Here is an 18259-nt window from a genome sequence, read left to right as displayed (position 1 = left end):
TTTAAAAATTCTTTTATTGCTGCGGCAGCGTGGTCACATCCACGGCCGGTTGCTGGCCGGTGGCGGCGCGGGTGAAGTTCTGGTTCACCGGCACATAGTCGCCGAAGAAGCCGCCGTTACGCAGGTAGAACTGGCCGTTATCCAGGCCGCCGGCGTAGTCCATACGCTGGACGTTGGTCACGGTGGCATCGCCGGTGAAGCGCGCCTTCGTCACCTCGGACCACGCGCCTGACACATTGCGCGCCCACTGATTGCCGAACGATACACGCCGGCCAGTATAGCCTTGGGTATCGATGAAGTTCTCCAGGAAGGAGTAGGCGCCGGTCAAATACGTCGTCGTGGCGGGACGCTTCCAGGTGGCGATGAAGCGCCACACGCCCAGCTCCGGCGCGTAGAACCACGCCGAGTAGTCGGTGGCGCCGGCGCCGTCCGGCCGCGCACGGGTGATGAAGCGGTAGGTGTTCCCGGTAATCCAGTTGTAGCTCAGGTAGGACTGGCCGCCGGTGCCTTCGCCACCGAAGCTGTTGTCCACCACGCCCGCGCCTTTTTTGACCAGCGTGGTCTTGCCGCCGCCATCAGGATCCCACACCGAGAACAGCACCCAGCGCTCGCTCGGCGACTTGACCTGGATGCCGAAGTAGCCCTGGCCGAAGCCGTTGGCCATGTAGTAGGAGCCTTCCGGATCCTGCCCCGCCGGCACCGTCACCTCGTTGTAGAAGTACTCGGTGTTGGCCGGCGTGGTGTAGCCCATGTGGACCGACGGTCCGCGCCGCGACCAGTAGTAGTTGGCCGGATCGTTGGCGTAGTTGATGGTGGCGCTGGTGGTCACGCGCAGCGCCGAGACATCGCCGAAGTAGCCGCCGTCCTTGCTGACGCCCTGCAGATCGACCTTCACATAACCCGGCGCGGCGACGTTGACGGTGCCGACCGGGTAAGTCCTGGCGCCATTGACGGACAGCTTGACGAGGAACGGCGTGCCGTTGACGGTGACGCGTATGGTGCTGTTGTTGCTGCCGGCCAGCCGGGCGTCCAGGCCCAGCGTCACCTGGCCGGCGGAGGCCATGCGGAAGTAAGCGCTGGTGATGGTGCCCGGGTTACTCCAGTTGGCCAGGCCATTGTCATTGATCTCCTCCTCCGCGCCGGCGGGCGCGGTGGTGATGAAGGCGTTGCCGGCCAGCGCCACCGCCTTCGAAGGGGCGGCGGCAATGGTGGCCGATGGTCCGCCCATCACCACCTTGGCGGCGGTTTGCGTACCCTGCCCGTCGGCGGACGTGCCGCCGCAGGCGCTCAACATCAATGCTGCGGAATACAGGAACAAACGTCGTTGTTTCATTGTGCTCTCCTCAGGTTGAAGATCAGAACTCATACTCGGCGGTCAGACGCACCGAGCGCGGGGACGTGCGGCCCGCCACTTGCAGGTAGTTGCGCGAGATGCCGCTGCCGTCATTGTAGGTCTCGTTGTAGCGCGTGGCGGTCTGGCGGTCGAAGACGTTGAACACATCGACCTTCAGACTCAGGCCCTTGGCGTAGCGCGGCGTGTAGGCCAGGTTCAGGTCCAACTGCGCCTGCCATGGCAAACGTCCCTGGCTGCCGCGCGGGGTCGCCACGCCCTTGCAGTAGAAGTAGGCCGAGTTGTAGTCATTCGCAAAGCGCAGGTTGTCGGGCAGGTTGCCGATGCAGTTGCGCGGAGCGCCCGAAGTCAACGCCAGGTTACCGCCGACGGTCAGCTCCGGCAGCACCTGCATGAAGCCATACGCCTTGATCGCATGCCGGTGATCGCCCGGCAGATAGCCATAGGCGTTGTACATCAGCTCCTTGTGGTCGTCGCTGACGGTCAGGCCAACGTCGCCGCCGCCGATGGTATCGGTCTGCCCTTCCATATTGCCCTTCAGCGCGGACAGCGTGTAAGTGACCTTGCCGTACCAGCCATTGCTGAACGGGTGCTCGACGAACAGGTTCAGCGCGCGGTAGGTGCGCTCCGGTTTCGGGTTGCCCCACTGGGCCGCGGAGATGTCGACGCGGCGCAGGCCTTTGCCGTCGGCGAAGTCGATCCACAGCGCGTTGTCGCGGCCCGGATTGATGATCGCGCACTGGAAGCCGCCCCAATTGCTGGTGTCGACCTTGTTGGCGGTGGCCCAGGCGTCGATCGGACGCTGGTCGCAGCTGTCGTCGTTGGTGTCGTTCAGGCGGCGGTACAGGAAGCTGGCGCCGGCCACCAGTTTCTTGTTGAAGGCTTTCTCCAGGCCGAACGCGAATTCGTCCTGCGACAGCGGCTTCAGGCCGATGGCGGTGACTTCGCGCGCGTCGCGGCTTTGGCCGTAGGCGTTGTTGGCGGAATAAGGCTTGGTGCCCAGCGCGTGCAGTCCGGTCGGCGCGCCGGTGGTCGCATCGACACCGGTGTAGGTGAAGAATTCGCTGGTCGACGTGAACGGCGCCGCCATATTGCTGGACAGGTTGGACGGCACCGGCAGGTGATAGCGGCCGGCGTTGAAGGACAGCTTGAGCGAACCGTCACCGTTGTAGTCCCAGCTGGCGCTGACGCGCGGCGCGATCATATTGCGTTGCGAGATGAAGGCGTCGCCGTTGCTGGTGTAGTTGGTGAACTGTTCGCGGCGCAGGCCCAGGTCCAGCAGCACGCGGTCGGTGATCTGGTAGTGGTCCTGGATGTACTGCGCCGACTGTTCGCTGGTCGGATGCGCGAGGTTGCTGTAGAAGTCGCGGCTGACGTAGTAACCCTGCGTGCCGAAGCCGCCGCCCTGCGCCAAGGTCTGGTTGGCGCCATTGATCTGCGCGTTGGGCGCATCCTTGTGGTAGGACCAGCGATAGCCGCCGGCCAGGCCCAGACCGACGCGCGAATCGACATCGATGCGGTCGATACCGGCGCGCAGCGAGTGGCTGCCGAGGCGATACTCGACATCCAGCCGCTTGCCCTTTTGCTCGTCGCCGGAATTCGGATCGACCAGGTTGCCGGTGACGGTCTGCGGGCTGGGATAATTCAGGCCCGGCACCTGTACCGCCGTGGTGCTGGAGATCTGCGGCAGCGATGGATCGTAGCCTTCCGGCGAGCGGCGGTGGATGGTGCGCGACTTGCCGTACAAGGCGGTCACGGTCAGATTGTCGGTCAGGTAGCCGGTGTACTTCAGCACATCGATGTCGGCGCCTGGCGCGGAGGCCGCGCCGCAGCAGTTGATGGTGGTTTCGCCGCTGCCGCCCGGCACACCGGTGCTCGACTGCGTCGCGTAGCTGTAGCCGTAGGCCTGGCTGCGCGTGGTGGTGCGGTCATACAGCTTGGTGTATTCCAGGTGATGGTCTTCGGCCAGGTTGTAATCGATCTTGGCCAGGTAGCGGTTCACTTCCGTGTTACTGGTGTTCCAGCCGGTACGCAAGTCTGAAGCCTTGGTCTCGGTGGAAGCGCCGACCGACTGGCTGTCGGACTTGGTGCGTTCCAGCGCGACGAAGGCGAACAGCTTGTTCTTGATTAGCGGGCCGCTGCCATACAGGCCGATGGTCTTGCTGGTGCTGCCGTTGTCCTGGTTAGCGTACAGCAGCTTGCCATCGGTCTTGGGATTGGCGCCCGTGTTGGGGAAGTAGGTATTGGCGGTCGTGCCCTTCAAGCCGCGCGGAAGGGTCGACAGCTTGCCGCCGAATTCGAACTTGTTACCGCCGCTCTTGGTGGTGATGTTGACCACGCCGCCGGTGGAGCGGCCGAACTCCGAGCCGTAGCCGCCCGTCAGCACCTGCATGTTGGAGATGGCGCCGAACGGCAGCTCGGACGCGCCGACCTGGGTCAGGATGTTCGTGATCGGGAAGCCGTTCACATAGAACGCGTTCTCCGACTGGCCGGAACCGCCGATCTGCGGCGCGCTGCCATACTGCGAGTTGGTGCCGCGCGCCACGCCCGGCGTCAGCTGCACGACCGAGGCGACGTCGTTCGCCACCGGCAGCGCCTTCAGCTCCTTGGCGGTGAAGACGACGCCGTTGTTGGTGCTGGAGACGTCGATCAGCGTGCGGGCGCCGCGCACCACAACGGTGGCGGCGGCATCGACGGCGGCGAAGTTGACCTCCGCGCCACCGCCCACCAACGCTTCAATTTCCTGCGTGGCCTGCACGGTACCGCCGCGCACCACGCGTGCCGCATAGCGGCCCGGCGGCATCGAGTTGGCGATGTAGCGGCCCGACGCATCCGGCGTCAGCGTACGCTGCGCGCCGGTGGCCAGGTTTTCCAGCACCACGGTGGCGCCGGCCGGCGACTGCACTTCGCCGAAGATGGTAGCCGTGGCGTTGGACTGCGCCCAGGCCTGGCCGCCGCTGCCGGCCACCGTCAGCGCGATGAGTATTGCCGTCGCCTGGCGGATGGCGCTGTTGCGCGGCTTGAATCGTTGGTGTTGCATGCTGCTCCTCCTGTTGTTGTTTTAGCGCGGATCAGAAGAACTTGTAGCTGGCCGAGAACGAGTACATGCGGCCAAACAGGTTCTGGCTGTGGTTGTAACCTTCCCAGCCGTTAGGATCATAGGTAGGCTGCTTGTTCAGCAGGTTCTTGATGTTCAGGCCCACGTCCAGGTTCTTCATCGGTTTCCAGTTCAAGCCCAGGTTGACCGTGTAGTACGACGGCGCGCCGCCACATAGGTCAGCTGGCAGCGCCACCGAAGCCGCGGTGCACTTCTCAGGCGTGTTGTCCTTGTCCCAAGGGCCGTATGCCCATTTGGTCTTGCCGGTGTAGTTGACGAACACGCTGGTGATGAAGTTGCGGTAGGCCCAGTCGGCATTGAGGGTCGCACGCACGCGGGGCGAGTCGTAGAAGCCGACGACGTTGCCGGTGAAGCCGGTGCCGTCTTCGGAGTTGTAGGTCTCGCGACGACGGATGGTGGCCGCTACGCCGGTGTTCAACTTGCCCCATTCGCCCAGCGAGAAGCGGGTGCGCGCATCGATATCGACGCCGTCGATCAGCGTGCGGCCACGGTTCGAATAGGAGTTAATCAAGCCACCCAGATTACCCACCGTGTACTTCGGCACGCCGCCGGCGCAGGCCGCAGCATTGGCAGGGTTGGCGCACATGCTGGCCACCGCCGCCATATTGCCGCGGTCACCGTCGGTGATCGGGTTGCGGATCGCGGCGCTGGTGCCGGACAAGCCAGGGCCGTATTTGTCGACCAGCTGGGTGAACAGCTCGTTGAAGTCCTGGCGCACGATTTCATTGCGGCGGTAGGCGAACCAGTAGTCCACCGAAACGCTGACATCCTTGGCCGGTTGCAGCACCAGGCCTGCGGTCGAGATCTTGGCCTTCTCCGGACGCAGCGACGGATTAGGCGGCGTCAGGCCGCCGACCGTGGTCGAGCAGTTCGAATTGAGCAGGCCCTTGCCCAGCTCCACCTCGGCCGGCGAGACGGATTTCATCAGCACCTTGGCGATCGCATTGGTTTCGTCGCAGCGCACGGTGTCGCGGATGCCGCCCACCTGCGCGAACACGCCGCCGCTGCCCGATTCGGCCAGGTTCGGTGCGCGGAAGCCTTCGGAGTAGGTGCCGCGCACCATCACCTCAGGACGCGCGCGCCACAACACGCCCAGTTTCGGCGCCAGGTTGGCGGCGAAGTTCGGGTACTTGTCCAGGCGCGCGGCGGCGTTCACTTCCAGCTTGTCGGTGACAGGTATCACCACCTCGCCGAATACGGCGGCGACGTTGCGCTGGCCGTCGAACCAGGAGCCGCCCTGCTGCGTAATCAGGCCGTTGGCCGCGTCCGGATTGCCCGGCGTGTAGAAGCTCTCGCGCATCAGGTTGACGCCGAATGCGGCGCGCACTTCGCGTTCGCCCAGTTTGAAGATGGTGCCTTCGACCTTGCCATCCCAGGTAATCAGCTTGGTCCAGGACTGGATGTCGAAGGTCGGATAGGCGGCGCGCAGCAGCGCGGAATTGGAATCGCTGATTTCGCCGAACTTGTAGGCCGGGTTGTCGGCGATGTAGGTGCGGCCGGTGGCGGCGTCGGTGGTGAACGGGCCGAACGCCTTGGCGAAGCCGGCGGTGTTGATATTGATCGTCTGGTACAGCGTCGAATGGCTGCCCGCCACGCTGAGCGCCGTCTCGAAGTCCCAGCCGCCGCCGATGCTGCCGCGCAGGCCGACCAGCGCGCGGTAGTTGTTATCCTCGTTGGTCTGGCCGAAGTGGCCCGGCGCGTCGAGCATGATGTAGTTCAGGCCTGCGGCGCCGCCCATCTTGGCCGCCATGTCCGCATCCAGCTTGCCCTTCAGGTAGACGTTGTTCGGGCCGAGATAAGGATTGATGAAGGTGTTCAGCGTGGTGCCGGTATTGCGGGCGAACCAGTTGCTGGTGCCGCCGCTGTTGAAGCTGCGCGGGCCGTTCTCGCCACGCATTTTGATATGGGTGTAGGCCGCTTCGGCAAAGCCTTCCAGGTCGCCGCCCAGTTTCACGCGGCCGCTCAGGTAGCCGGTGGCGCGGTCGGATTTCGGGCCGGTGTCGAGCTGGTATGGCAGCGTATTCCACACGCAGCGGGTGCCCGAGGCCTCGGTAATCGAGGTGTTGCAGCCGTTGACGGCGCGCTGGGTGCGGGCGTTGTTGTTGGCCTTGTCGAAGACGAACAGCGTGCCCGGATTGACCACACCCGGCTCGCTGCCGACGCCGATGCGCATGCCGGAAACGAAGGTCGGGTTGTTAACGTAGAAGTAGTCCGGGCGCTTCAGATAGGTGTCTTCCAGCGCAATGCGGTCGCGCTGATAGAGGTTGATCGAGCCGTAGACGTTCCAGCCGTCGCTGTTCAAATCGCCCAGGCCGTAGATGACGTTGCCCTGGCGCTCGCCGTAGGATTTGACGTTGGACGAAAAGTCGGCGCTGCCGCGCGCTTCCAGCCCCTGATAACTTTTCTTGGTGATGACGTTGATGACGCCGGCCACCGCGTCGGAGCCGTAGACCGCCGAGGCGCCGTCGGTCAGCACCTCCATGCGCTCGATGGCGGCTGCGGGAATGGCGTCGATATTGACGAACATGGTCTGGAAGCCGGCCGGCGCACCGTAGAACGACAGGCGTCGGCCGTTCAGCAGCACCAGCGTGCCCTGCGCGCCCAAGCCGCGCAGATTGGCCTGCGATGCGCCGTCGGAGCCGGTGAACATCGAGCGGAAGTCCTGCTGCGACGGACGTGCCGCAGGCAGGTTGTCCAGCACTTGCAGCAGCGTGCGCGCGCCCATGTTCTCGATCTGCTTGGCGTCGATCACCTGCACCGGCGACGCCGTCTCGGCGTTGATGCGTTTCAGGCTGGAGCCGGTCACTTCGACCCGTGTGATCTTCTGGTCCTTGTCGCTCTTCTGCGCCTGCTCATCCTGCTCGTCGGCGGCCAGCGCGGTTGAAGCCAAACCTACCGCCACCATCGCGGCCACCAGTTTTTTCATATGCATAATTGTCTCCCTGTTATCAGTGGTTTGTTATCGTGAGGCTGCAAGGGTCCCTCCCCGGTCCGGAGAGGGGCTCTTTTTTTGAAACATTAGATAGGGGTTAGCGCGGTTTGACGGTGCTGCCCTCTGTGCCTAGCAGGACCGCGTTGGCCCAGTTGCCGCAGACCTGGGCCGGCTTGCTGCCGCGCGCGCCCAGGGTGCGCAGGCTGAGTTGACTCAGTCCGCGCACATCGATTTCCGGCTTGACGACGGCCGGCGCGTTAATCAAGCCGCTGTCGTACAGCAGGCGTTCGCCGCTCCAGACCTGGAACTGCAAGCCGCCCGCGCTGCGGCAGCTGTCGTCCACACCGAGGTCGGCGCGCAGCAGGTTCCAGTTGCCGGTCAGTTGCAGGTCGACGCGGCTGGTCGCGCCCACGCCCAGGCCCTTGCGGAACCACAGGCCGTTCATACGCATCTCTTTGCCTTGCGCCGGCTTGTCGCGGCTGACATTCTTCGGCAAGGCCAAGTCGGACAGGTATTGCTGAAGCTCCGCACCGGCCGGCGGCTCGTAGGCCATCACGTGGAATTCGGACAGCGTGATCGGCTGCACTTCGCTCGGCACGGCGGCGTTGAAGGCGCGCGCGGCCGGGGTGACGGCCGCCGTCACCATAGGATCGGTGGCGGAGGCGCCATCGCCCTCGGGGTTCTGCGTGCTGAGAACACGGAAGCGCATCAGGCGGCCGGCGGCCGGCGGGAAGCTGATCGTCTGCGCGCCCTGCTGAAGCTTCAGCTGTCCGCGCTTGATCGGCTGGCCCCAGTCGCCGTTGTTGTCGCCCATGTAGATCTCGTAGTCGCGGATCTGGCCGTGCTGCCAGTGCTGGTCGTTGCGCGGCGCGAGCTCGATGCCGTCGATCAGGCGGCGCTCGGTGAAGCCGATCACCCATTCATGCGGACCGCCCTGCACCGCCGGGCTGCGCGCGGTGCGGAACCAGGTGGTAGGGTTGTTGTCGAAAGCGTTTTCCAGCGGGTGGCCGTTTTCCTCGGCCGGACGGTTCATCACCATCATGGCGTCGGCCGGGATGGCGCGGCCCAGCACCGGCGCGGTCGGGAAGGCGTCGTCAGCGACCAGCGTCGCTGCGGACTGCACGTTGAAGCGCAGCGGCTGGCGGATGTCCTGGCTGGCGGTCTTGACGTGCAGCGTGCCGAGTCGTTCGGCGGCGTCGAAGTACCAGCCTGCCGTGGCGGCGTCGAAGGCTGCGCGGTCGGCCAGCGGAGGCAGTATCGTATTGCCGGTGCTGACGGCGGCCGGACGCTGGCGGCTCAATACGCGCAGCTGATAGGCGCGGCGCGCCGGCTGGCCGGCGTAGCTGCCCACCACCGGTTCGACGTCGACCTGCACGCCATCAGCGGCGGCCTTCATGCGGATCAACTGCTGGCTGAAGGCGCCGTCCTGATACTTGCGGGTGTTGCCGTCGTCTTCATACAGCGTGAATTCGGAAGCGCCTTGCGGATACAGGTCCAGCGTCAGCACGTCCTTCGGCTTTTCGCCGTCGTACAGCATCTCCGGGTACATCGGCAGGATGGCGCCGGCGCGCACGAACACCGGCAGCTTCTCCAGCGTGACGGCGAGGTCGATATCGCGTCCGCCCTTGCCGGCCGTGGCCTGGCGGCCATCCCAGTAATCGAACCACTGGCCCTGCGGCAGGTGGATTGCGCGGCGCCAGCCCTGGCTGACGGCCTGGCTGCGGTACACCGGCGCCACCAGCAGGTCGCGGCCCAGCAGGTACTGGTACTTATAGGCTTCGGTGTAGGCGGCCGGGTCTTCCGGGTTATCCCACATCAGGCCGCGCACCAGCGGCGCGCCGCTTTGCTCGGCCTCGCGCATCAGCGTGTACATATATGGCGTCAGGCGCATCTTCAGTTTCAGGTAGCGGCGGTTGATGCTGCGGTATGGGTCGGCGAACCACCACGGGTGCTTGCGCTCGGCCGCGGCCCAGCCGGACATCCCCATCAGCACCGGCGTAAAACTCTTCCACTGCAAATCGCGGGTGTAGGTCTCCGGGCTGCCGCCGAAGATGGCGTCGACGTCGCCGGTGGCGTAGGCCTGGCCCGACAGGCCGGAGCCGATCAGCGTCGGCACGTGCCAGCGGATGTAGTCCCAGCTGGCGCTTTGGTCGCCGGTCCAGGTGACGGCGTAGCGCTGCGTGCCGGCCCAGCCCATCACGGTCCAGATGAACGGCCGGCCGTCGGAGTTGTTCAGGATGCCGTCGTAGGCCGACTTGTTGGCGTCCAGCGAGAATTGATAGCCCTTGCCGGTCCACGCCACGTCCAGCTTTTGCACGCGGGTGCCGGCGGTGCCGACTTCCCACGCCATTTTCTCGACGCCGTTTTCGGTCCACAGGCCGGTGCGGAAGCCGTACTTGGCCAGGCCCTGCACCGTCTCCGGCAGCGCCGAATAGCCGCAGCCGTAGCCGTCGTTCGGCAGGATCCAGCCGCCGGGCATGTCGTGCTCACGGTACTGGCGCGCCACGCTCTCGATCACGTCCGGCGTCTTGCCGGTCGGGCCGTCGGTCCAGCCTTTCGGCACGGTGCCCGGCTTCTTGACGTTGTCGCCGTCGTTGTAGCAATCGGCGTCGCCGTATTCCAGCGCCCAGCGTGGCAGCATGCGCGCGCGGCCAGTCCACTCGGTGTAACGCGCCAGCACGTCGCGCATGTCCTTGCCGACGAAGTAGTAGGCGTCGAAGCGGGCCTCGTCATGCTCCAGCGAGATCTGGTCGCTCTGGCGCAGATCGTAGCTGCCGTCGGACCAGGTGTTGCGCAGCACGCCCCAGCCGCGCGAGCTCATTAAGAACGGCGCGGGGCTCGGACGGTCGCCCTCTTCCCAGCCGCCGGAATACGACACCTGCATCTGCCGGCCCTTGAATTCATAGCGGCCGTTCTGCTGGCCGCCGCCGAAGAAGCGTTCGGCCTTGTCGCTGCTCAGCGTCTGCACGGTTTGTTTGTCGCCCAGTTCCAGCGGCTGGATCTCGCGCCACAGCGGCTGGGCGTCGCCGGCGCGGAACAGGCTGAAACGCAGCGGCTTGCGGTCGATGCGCAGGCTCAGTGCCGGCGTGCGGATCAGGATATGGTCGGCCTGCTCGCTGACGCTATGCTCGACCGTGGCGGCCGGCGTGGCGACGACGATGGGCGCGGCCTTGTCGCCGGCGCCGGTCAGGCCGGATTTGGGACCGGCCCAAATATGCAGCACATCGGCGCGCGGAAGACTAAGCTGTATATGGGCGCCGGTGTCGGTGACCAAATCCCACTGCTGGCCGGGGCCGGCGGTGACGGTGCGCAGGTTGCCGATCGGTGCGGCCAGCAGCGGTGCGCTGGCGATGGAGAGCAAGGCGGCTGCAAGTGCCGGAATCTGTTTCATAGTTTGCTTATTTCGAAAGAAAATGCGTTGTGGTGCAATTACTCTAGGAATAAAAACAAACGCGGTCAACAAAAACAAAGGGAAATATTTCAAATAGCTTGCAAAATCTTTCGTATTGATAGTTGATCGAATAACAAACTTTCGTTTACGTGGCGAAAGTGGTACAGATGCGGTCTGCGTTGTGCCGAGTTAACTTTCTTTTTACTTTCGAATTTGACATTTCGAAAATTAAACCTTATTCTTTCCTGACCTAACCAGACAATTTCTTTCGATGACCAACCTACTCCAGCGTGCCCCCCAAGCCTGGCGCGATATCGGCGGCCTCGATACCGCCGAAGAAATCGCCCACCAGCCCGCCCTGTGGCGCGAACTGGCGACGCATCTCGCCGCCGAACAAAGCCGCATCGCCGCCTTCCTCGGCGACACCCTGAGCAATCCGCAGCAGCGCGTGATCCTTACCGGCGCCGGCAGTTCGGCCTATGTCGGCGAAATCATCGCCGACGAAATCAACGCCGCCTGGCCGTGCCAGGTGCGCGCGCTGTCGACCACCAGTCTGCTGACCCACCCTGCCCTGTACCTTGAGCGCAGCGCGCCGACGCTGGTGGTGTCCTTCGCCCGCAGCGGCAACAGCCCGGAAAGCACGGCGGCCGTACAGCTGGTGCGCGACCTGGTGCCGAGCGCGCGCTTCCTCAACATCACCTGCAACGCCGACGGCGAGCTGGCCGTGCAAGGCGCGGGCGACGAGCAGACCTTCAACCTGATGATGCCGGCCGCCAGCTGCGACCGCGGCTTCGCCATGACCAGCAGCTTCACCTGCATGCTGCTGGCCGCGTTGAGCGTGCTCGATCCCGACTTCCAGCCGGAACGCCTGAACACCCTGGCAGCACTGGGCGAACGCGCACTGGCCGACTGGCAGGCGCCGGTGGCGGAACTGGCCGCGCAGCGCGTGTCGCGCGTGGTCTACCTGGGCAGCGGCCCGCTGGAGGCGCTGGCAAAAGAAGCGGCGCTGAAGATCCTCGAACTGACCGCCGGCAGCGTGCTGGCGATGGCCAACAGCGCGCTCGGTTTCCGCCACGGCCCCAAGGCCGCGCTGAACGCCGAGACGCTGGTGGTGCTGTTCCGCAGCGCCGATCCGCTGTCGCGCCGCTATGAGCACGACCTGCTGCTGGAGCTGCAACGCGACCAGGTCGCGGGCCGCTGCCTGACCGTGGGCGCAGGCGCCGACATCACCATCGACGCCCCGGCCTGGCCGGACGCGTGGCTGGCGCCTTTGTGGCTGCTGATGGCGCAGCAGTACGCGCTGCACCAGTCGGCGCTGCTGCAACTGCGTCCCGACAATCCATTCGCCGGCGGCACCGTCAACCGGGTCGTCCAGGGCGTCACCATTTATCGCCATGACGAATTCTGAACCACGCGGCTATCACGGCATCGACATCGGCGGCAGCAAGATCGAGCTGGTGGCGTTTGCCGAGGATGGCCATGAACTGAAGGAAGCCCACCGCGAGCGCATCGCCACGCCGGGCACCGATTTCGCCGAGTTCCTGCTGGCGATCCAGGGCCTGGTGGGCCGCGCCGACAAGGCGTTGGGCCTGCAGGCGCCGGTGGGCATCGGCCTGCCGGGCGTGATCGACAGCGTCACCGGCCGCCAGCTCAGCTCCAACGTGCCGGCGCTGAACGGCCGCGCGGTGGTGGCCTCGCTGAAGGAGGCGCTGGAACGCCCTGTCGCCGTCGGCAACGACTGCCAGTGCTTCGCGCTGTCCGAAGCGCAGGGCGGTGCGGCGGACGGCCAGCCGTCGATGTTCGGCGCCATCATCGGCACCGGCGCCGGCGGCGGCTATTGCGTCGACGGCCGCCTGCTGCGCGGCGCCAACGGCGTGGCCGGCGAGTGGGGCCACTGGCCGCTGCCGGCAGCGCTGCTGGCGCAATACGATCTGCCGGTGATCGGCTGCCCCTGCGGGCGGCGCGGCTGCCTGGAACGCTATGTGTCCGGCCCCGGCATGAGCCAATTGCACAGCCACGCCGGCGGCGGCGACCTGACGCCGGCCGCCATCGTCGCGCAGGCGCGCGCCGGTTCGGCCGATGCCGCCAGGACCATGGCGCTGCACGTCGACCTGCTCGGCCACGCACTGGCCACGCTGGTGCTGACGCTGGACCCGCACGCCATCGTGCTGGGCGGAGGCCTGTCGCAGCTGGCCCACCTTTACGAGCAGCTGCCGGCGGCCACGCGCCGCCACCTGTTCCCCGGCGTGCGTGTGCCGCCCATCCTGCCGCCGAAATTCGGCGACGCCGGCGGCGCGCGCGGCGCCGCCCTGCTCGCCCGTCAACAACTGACCATCCGCTAAGCCCATGAAAACTACCGACCTGTCCCCACCACTGTCCCCCGTCCAGCAAATCATCGCCGCCCACCGTCGCGGCGAACCGGCAGGCCTGTACAGCGTATGCTGCAGCCATCCGAGCGTGCTGCGCGCGGCGATGCGCGTGGCGGCCGACTACGACACGGTGCTGCTGGTGGAGGCCACCTCCAACCAGGTCGACCAGTTCGGCGGCTACACCGGCATGACGCCGCCGGCCTTCCGCGACTATGTGCACAACCTGGCCAAGGGCGAGCAGTTCCCGCTGGAGCGGCTGGTGCTGGGCGGCGACCACCTCGGCCCCAACGCCTGGCAGGGCCTGGACGCGGCCACCGCCATGCAGCACGCGGAGACGCTGATCGCGGCCTACGCGGCGGCGGGCTTCCACAAGATCCACCTCGATTGCAGCATGCGCTGCGCCGACGATCCGCAGATCCTGAGCGACGAAACCATCGCGGCCCGTTCGGCGCGCCTGTGCGCGGTGGCGGAAAAGGCGGCCGAGCAGGCCGGCCTGCCGCCGCCGGTGTACGTGATCGGCACCGAAGTCCCCATCCCCGGCGGCGAAGCCAATCTGGCGCAGGCCGGCGCCGTCACCTCGCCCAAGGCCGCCGCGCGCACGCTGGACGTGCACCGCCTGGCCTTCTTCGCGATGGAGCTGCATAGCGCCTGGCGCCGCGTGATCGCGATGGTGGTGCAGCCGGGCGTCGATTTCGACCATAGCCAGATCCAGCACTACGACGCGGCCCAGGCCACGGCGCTGTCGGCCTTCGTGGCCGGCCAGCCCGGCCTGGTGTTCGAAGCCCACTCCACCGACTACCAGCGCGAATCGGCGCTGCACGATATGGTGCGCGACCACTTCGCCATCCTCAAGGTCGGCCCGGCCGCCACCTTCGCGCTGCGCGAAGCCTTGCAGGCGCTGTGCTGCATCGAAGAGGAACTGGTGCCGGCCGGCCGGGCCTCGCGCCTGATGCAGGTGCTGGACGAAACCATGCTGGCGCAGCCCAAGCACTGGGCCAAGCACTACCCTGGCAGCAGCGCCGAACAGCGCCTGCTGCGCCGCTATGGCCTGAGCGACCGTTGCCGCTACTACTGGGGCGAGCCGGCGGTGACGGCCGCCGTCGAGCGCCTGTGCGCCAACCTCGATGCGCTGGCGATCCCGCTGTCGCTGCTGAGCCAACACTTGCCGGAGCAGTATCTGGAAGTGCTGCAGGGCCGCCTGGCCACCAACGCCGACGCGCTGCTGGAGCACAAAATCGGCCGCGTGCTGGCGCAATACGCGCGTGCCTGCAACCGCAACGCAGCGCTCAATGCAACAGCTGATGTGGCGACAGCGGCTGGCAGCGCGGCCGCGATCTGTTAAGCTCGAAGTTTTTGTAGAATCGACAGCAAAATAATGCGAAATACCAGTCAACGCCGCGCCTCCATCTTGCAGGCGCTTACCCAGCACGGCTCGGTCCAGGTGGCCGCGCTGGTAGACCAGTTGGGCGTTTCGGCCGTCACCATCCGCAGCGACCTCAGTGCGCTGGAGTCGCAGGGACTGGCCACCCGCAGCCACGGCGGCGCCACGCTGACGCGCATGCCGCCGCCGGAACAGACCATACCGCAGAAGGATGCGCTGAACCACGAGCAGAAGGAGCGCATCGGCGCCTGGGCCGCGCGCATGGTGCAGCCGGGCGATAACATCATCATCGATTCCGGCACCACCACCATCTCGCTGGCCCGCCATCTGCGCGACGCGCAGAACGTGACGGTGATGACCAATGGCCTGAACATCGCCTGGGAGCTGGCCGACGCGCCCGGCGTCGACCTGATCCTGACGGGCGGCCTGCTGCGCAAGCAGTCGCTGTCCATCCAGGGCACGCAGGCCGAGGCCTGCCTGCAAGCCTACAGCTTCGACAAGCTGTTCCTCGGCGTCGACGGCTTCGACCTGCAGTTCGGCGTCACCACCCACCACGAGGCGGAAGCGAGCCTGAACCACAAGATGGTGGAGCGGGCCAAGAAAATCATCGTCCTTGCGGACGCCTCCAAATTCGGGCGCGTCAGCCTGCACCGCATCGTGCAGCTGGACCGCGTCCACACCGTCATTACCGACGCCAGCATCAGCGCGGAATACCGCGACGGCCTGCTGGAAGCCGGCATCGAACTCCTGATAGCGGAATAACAGTGTTAAGCGGCAGAATCCTTACCCCACAAGGCTGGATCACGGGCAGCATCGCCTTCGACCAGCGCATTCAATCCATCCAGGCAGACCAGCAAGCGGACAGCGACCTGACCATCCTGCCCGGCTTCATCGACCTGCACGTGCACGGCGCCGCCGGCGCCGACATCATGCAGGGCGGCGACGCCGGCGCCACCGTGGCGCGCAGCCACGCGCGCCACGGCACCACGGCCATGCTGGGCACCACCATGACGGCCACCGACAATTCGATCCGCCGCGCGCTCAAGGGCCTGGCCGGCGTGATCGCCGAACGGCCGGCCGGCGGCGCGCGCATGCTGGGCGTGCACTTGGAAGGCCCCTTCCTCAGCATCCACAGGCTCGGCGCGCAACCGCCGGACGCGGTGGCCGTGGCCAGCCTGGAGCTGGTGCGCAGCTATCACGATCTGGCGCCGATCCGCGCGCTGACGCTGGCCACCGAAGTGGACGGCCATCTGGCGCTGATCCCCAAGCTGAAAGAGCTGGGCATCCGCGTGCAGCTGGGCCACAGCAACGGCAGCTACGAGGACGGCGTGGCCGCGCTGAACGCCGGCGCGGCCGGCTTCACCCATCTGTTCAACGGCATGACGGCGCTCAACCACCGCCATCCCGGCATCGCCGGCGCCGCGCTGGCGCATGCCGAATACGCCGAGATCATCCCCGACCTGCAGCACGTGCATGAAGGCGCGATCCGCGCCGCGCTGCGCGCCATTCCGCGCCTGTACGGCGTGACCGACGCCACCTCGGCCACCGGCATGCCGGACGGCGAGTATGGCCTGGGCAGCCAGCGCGTCTACAAATGCCTGGGCTGCGTGCGGCTGGCCACCGGCTCGCTGGCCGGCTCGGTGCTGACCATGGACCAGGCATTGCGCAATTTCGTCGGCCTCGGGCTGGACCTGGCCGATGCTTCCAACCGCTTGTCGCTGTACCCCGCCGACTACATCGGCGAGTCCGAGCGCGGCCGCCTGGCGCCCGGCGCCTGGGCCGACATCGTAGTCCTGAACGCCGATCTGCAGCCGGTGGCCGTCTTCGTTGAAGGCGAAGCCATCGATCTTTCCACCCACTAGCCGGAGTTTCGATGCAAGCCACCCTGTCAACCGCCCCCAATCGCGCCATGGGCTTCCTGCTGTTCATTGCCGGCATGGGAGGCCTGCTGTACGGGATCGACGTCGGCATCATCGCCGGCGCCCTGCCCTATCTGGAGTCGACGGCGTCGGTGGCGTGGAAGCTGACGGCGCAGCAGCTGGGCTTCATCGTGGCGGCTGTATTGCTGGGATCCGTGCTGTCGTCGCTGTTCGCCGGCGCGCTGGCCGACCTGGTCGGCCGCCGCGCGGCGATGGTGCTGGCCGGTGCACTGTTCACGCTGAGCATACCGCTGATCGCGCTGGCCGACGGCTATTTGCCGCTGATGCTGGGCCGTCTGCTGCAAGGCATCAGCGGCGGCTTGATCGGCGTGGTGGTGCCGCTATACCTGGCCGAGTGCCTGCATGCGCGCCATCGCGGGCGCGGCGCGGCGCTGTTCCAGCTGCTGCTGACCATCGGCCTGGTGGCGGCGGCGCTGATTGGCCTGTTCCAGGCGCAGACGGTGGACGCCGCGACGGCGGCGGCGCAAGGCCTGGCCGAAGCGCAGCGCGCGGACGCCGTGTTCGCGGCCAAGGACCATGCATGGCGCAGCATTTTCTGGGTGTGCCTGGTGCCTGGTCTGGTGTTCACGCTGGGCGGCCTGCTGCTGTCGGAATCGCCGCGCTGGCTGGCGCGCAAGGGTCGCACGGCCCAGGCCCGCGCCGCGCTGCTGCGCACCCGCCCGGCCGCCGAGGCGGAGGCGGAACTGCGCGACATCGAACTGGCGCTGTCGCCGGAAACCGCGGCCAACGCCGGCGCGGGCGACCGTCTGCTGAGCCGCCGCTACGTGCTACCCTTCCTGCTGGCCTGTCTGGTGCTGGCGCTGACGCAGGCGACCGGCATCAATTCCATCCTGGCTTATGTGGTGACTATCCTCAATCAAGCCGGCCTGCCCGGCGCCACCGCCAACATGGCCGACGTGGCGCTCAAGGTGCTCAACGCGGTGATGACGGTGGTGGCGGTGGTGCTGGTGGACCGCAAGGGCCGCAAGTTCCTGATGATGCTCGGCACCGGCGGCATCGTGGTGGCGCTGCTGGCTGCCGGCCTGCTGTTCCGCAGCGTCGAGGGCGAACAGGCCGACATCAGCGCCATGCTGCAGGCGCGCGCGCAAGGCGACAGCCTGGTGCTGCGTCTCGATCCGGCCACGCTGCAGGCGCTGGGCGGCACCGCCGGCGACGGCGCGCCGATGCAGCTGTCTCTGGCCTATTCCTACGGTCCCTTCACCAATGTGCAGAGCCGCCGCAGCGACGATCCGGCGCTGCCGGAGCTGCGCCTGGCGCGCGAGGACACGGTGCAGGCGGACAGTGTGATCGGCGCCTTCTTCCGTCGCCTGCATTTGAATCCCTTCGCCGATCCGGCCGAGGGTGCGAGCGCGCCGCTGCGCATCGAACAGGCCCACCTGTCGGCGGTGCCGCCGTCCACGCACGGCTGGCAGGTGGCGCTGGCGATCTGTCTGTTCGTCGCCAGTTTCGCCGTCGGCCCGGGCGTGTGCGTGTGGCTGGCGTTGTCGGAGCTGATGCCCAACCGGATACGCTCCAACGGCATGAGCGTGGCGCTGCTGATTAACCAGTTCGTCTCGACGGTGATCGCCGCCGTGTTCCTGCCGACGGTGGGACAGTACGGCTACGCCACGCTGTTCTTCTACGGCGCCGGCTGCGCGCTGCTGTACTTCCTCACCGCCACCTTCCTGCTGCCCGAGACCAAGGGCAAGACGCTGGAAGAAATCGACGCGCACTTCTCGCGCTGACGGCAGCGCCGTCATTCCCGCGCAGGCGGGAATCCATACACCGGATGCTCGGA

At 66.5% G+C, this 18259-nt stretch carries 10 protein-coding genes; 6 read left to right on the top strand and 4 right to left on the bottom strand.

Going from position 1 to position 18259, the window contains the following annotated elements; genetic code table 11:
- Positions 1–13: 13 nt before the first annotated feature.
- The 4 genes from GEV02_RS12530 to GEV02_RS12515 form a co-directional block, all read right to left on the bottom strand.
- A complete protein-coding gene (locus GEV02_RS12530; protein ID WP_152838292.1) occupies positions 14–1333 on the bottom strand; it encodes a DUF3472 domain-containing protein in 1320 nt (439 codons plus the stop codon).
- A gap of 22 nt (positions 1334–1355) precedes the next feature.
- Positions 1356–4391 carry a TonB-dependent receptor gene (locus GEV02_RS12525; protein ID WP_152838291.1) on the bottom strand — a complete coding sequence of 1012 codons (3036 nt, stop codon included), beginning with the start codon at positions 4389–4391 and terminating at the stop codon, positions 1356–1358.
- 31 nt (positions 4392–4422) lie between these two features.
- Positions 4423–7401, bottom strand: coding sequence for a TonB-dependent receptor plug domain-containing protein (locus GEV02_RS12520; protein WP_152838290.1), 2979 nt, complete (start codon positions 7399–7401; stop codon positions 4423–4425).
- A gap of 97 nt (positions 7402–7498) precedes the next feature.
- Positions 7499–10792, bottom strand: coding sequence for a TIM-barrel domain-containing protein (locus GEV02_RS12515; protein ID WP_152838289.1), 3294 nt, complete (start codon positions 10790–10792; stop codon positions 7499–7501).
- Between the two features lie 271 nt (positions 10793–11063).
- Between GEV02_RS12515 and GEV02_RS12510 the strand changes: the two genes are divergently transcribed.
- From GEV02_RS12510 to GEV02_RS12485, 6 genes are read left to right on the top strand one after another with little or no spacing between them, the layout of a single operon-like run.
- Positions 11064–12200: an SIS domain-containing protein gene (locus GEV02_RS12510; protein ID WP_152838288.1), complete on the top strand. Its 1137-nt coding sequence runs from the start codon at positions 11064–11066 to the stop codon at positions 12198–12200.
- On the top strand, positions 12187–13134 hold the full coding sequence (locus tag GEV02_RS12505; protein ID WP_152838287.1) for an ROK family protein: 948 nt from the start codon (positions 12187–12189) through the stop codon (positions 13132–13134). The genes GEV02_RS12510 and GEV02_RS12505 overlap by 14 nt, the downstream gene beginning before the upstream one ends.
- Positions 13135–13138: 4 nt before the next feature.
- Positions 13139–14503: a D-tagatose-bisphosphate aldolase, class II, non-catalytic subunit gene (locus GEV02_RS12500; RefSeq protein ID WP_217433127.1), complete on the top strand. Its 1365-nt coding sequence runs from the start codon at positions 13139–13141 to the stop codon at positions 14501–14503.
- A gap of 33 nt (positions 14504–14536) precedes the next feature.
- Positions 14537–15304 carry a DeoR family transcriptional regulator gene (locus tag GEV02_RS12495; protein WP_152807314.1) on the top strand — a complete coding sequence of 256 codons (768 nt, stop codon included), beginning with the start codon at positions 14537–14539 and terminating at the stop codon, positions 15302–15304.
- 2 nt (positions 15305–15306) lie between these two features.
- Positions 15307–16404 carry an N-acetylglucosamine-6-phosphate deacetylase gene (gene nagA / locus GEV02_RS12490; protein WP_328595798.1) on the top strand — a complete coding sequence of 366 codons (1098 nt, stop codon included), beginning with the start codon at positions 15307–15309 and terminating at the stop codon, positions 16402–16404.
- Positions 16405–16415: 11 nt separating this feature from the next.
- Positions 16416–18206, top strand: a complete 1791-nt coding sequence (locus GEV02_RS12485; protein WP_152838286.1) for an MFS transporter — start codon at positions 16416–16418, stop codon at positions 18204–18206.
- Positions 18207–18259: the final 53 nt, after the last annotated feature.

The organism is Rugamonas aquatica (assembly GCF_009380215.1).
Classification (GTDB): domain Bacteria; phylum Pseudomonadota; class Gammaproteobacteria; order Burkholderiales; family Burkholderiaceae_D; genus Rugamonas; species Rugamonas aquatica_B.
The sequence above is the reverse complement of the archived record's forward strand: the minus strand, read 5'-3'. Positions and strand labels throughout refer to the sequence as shown.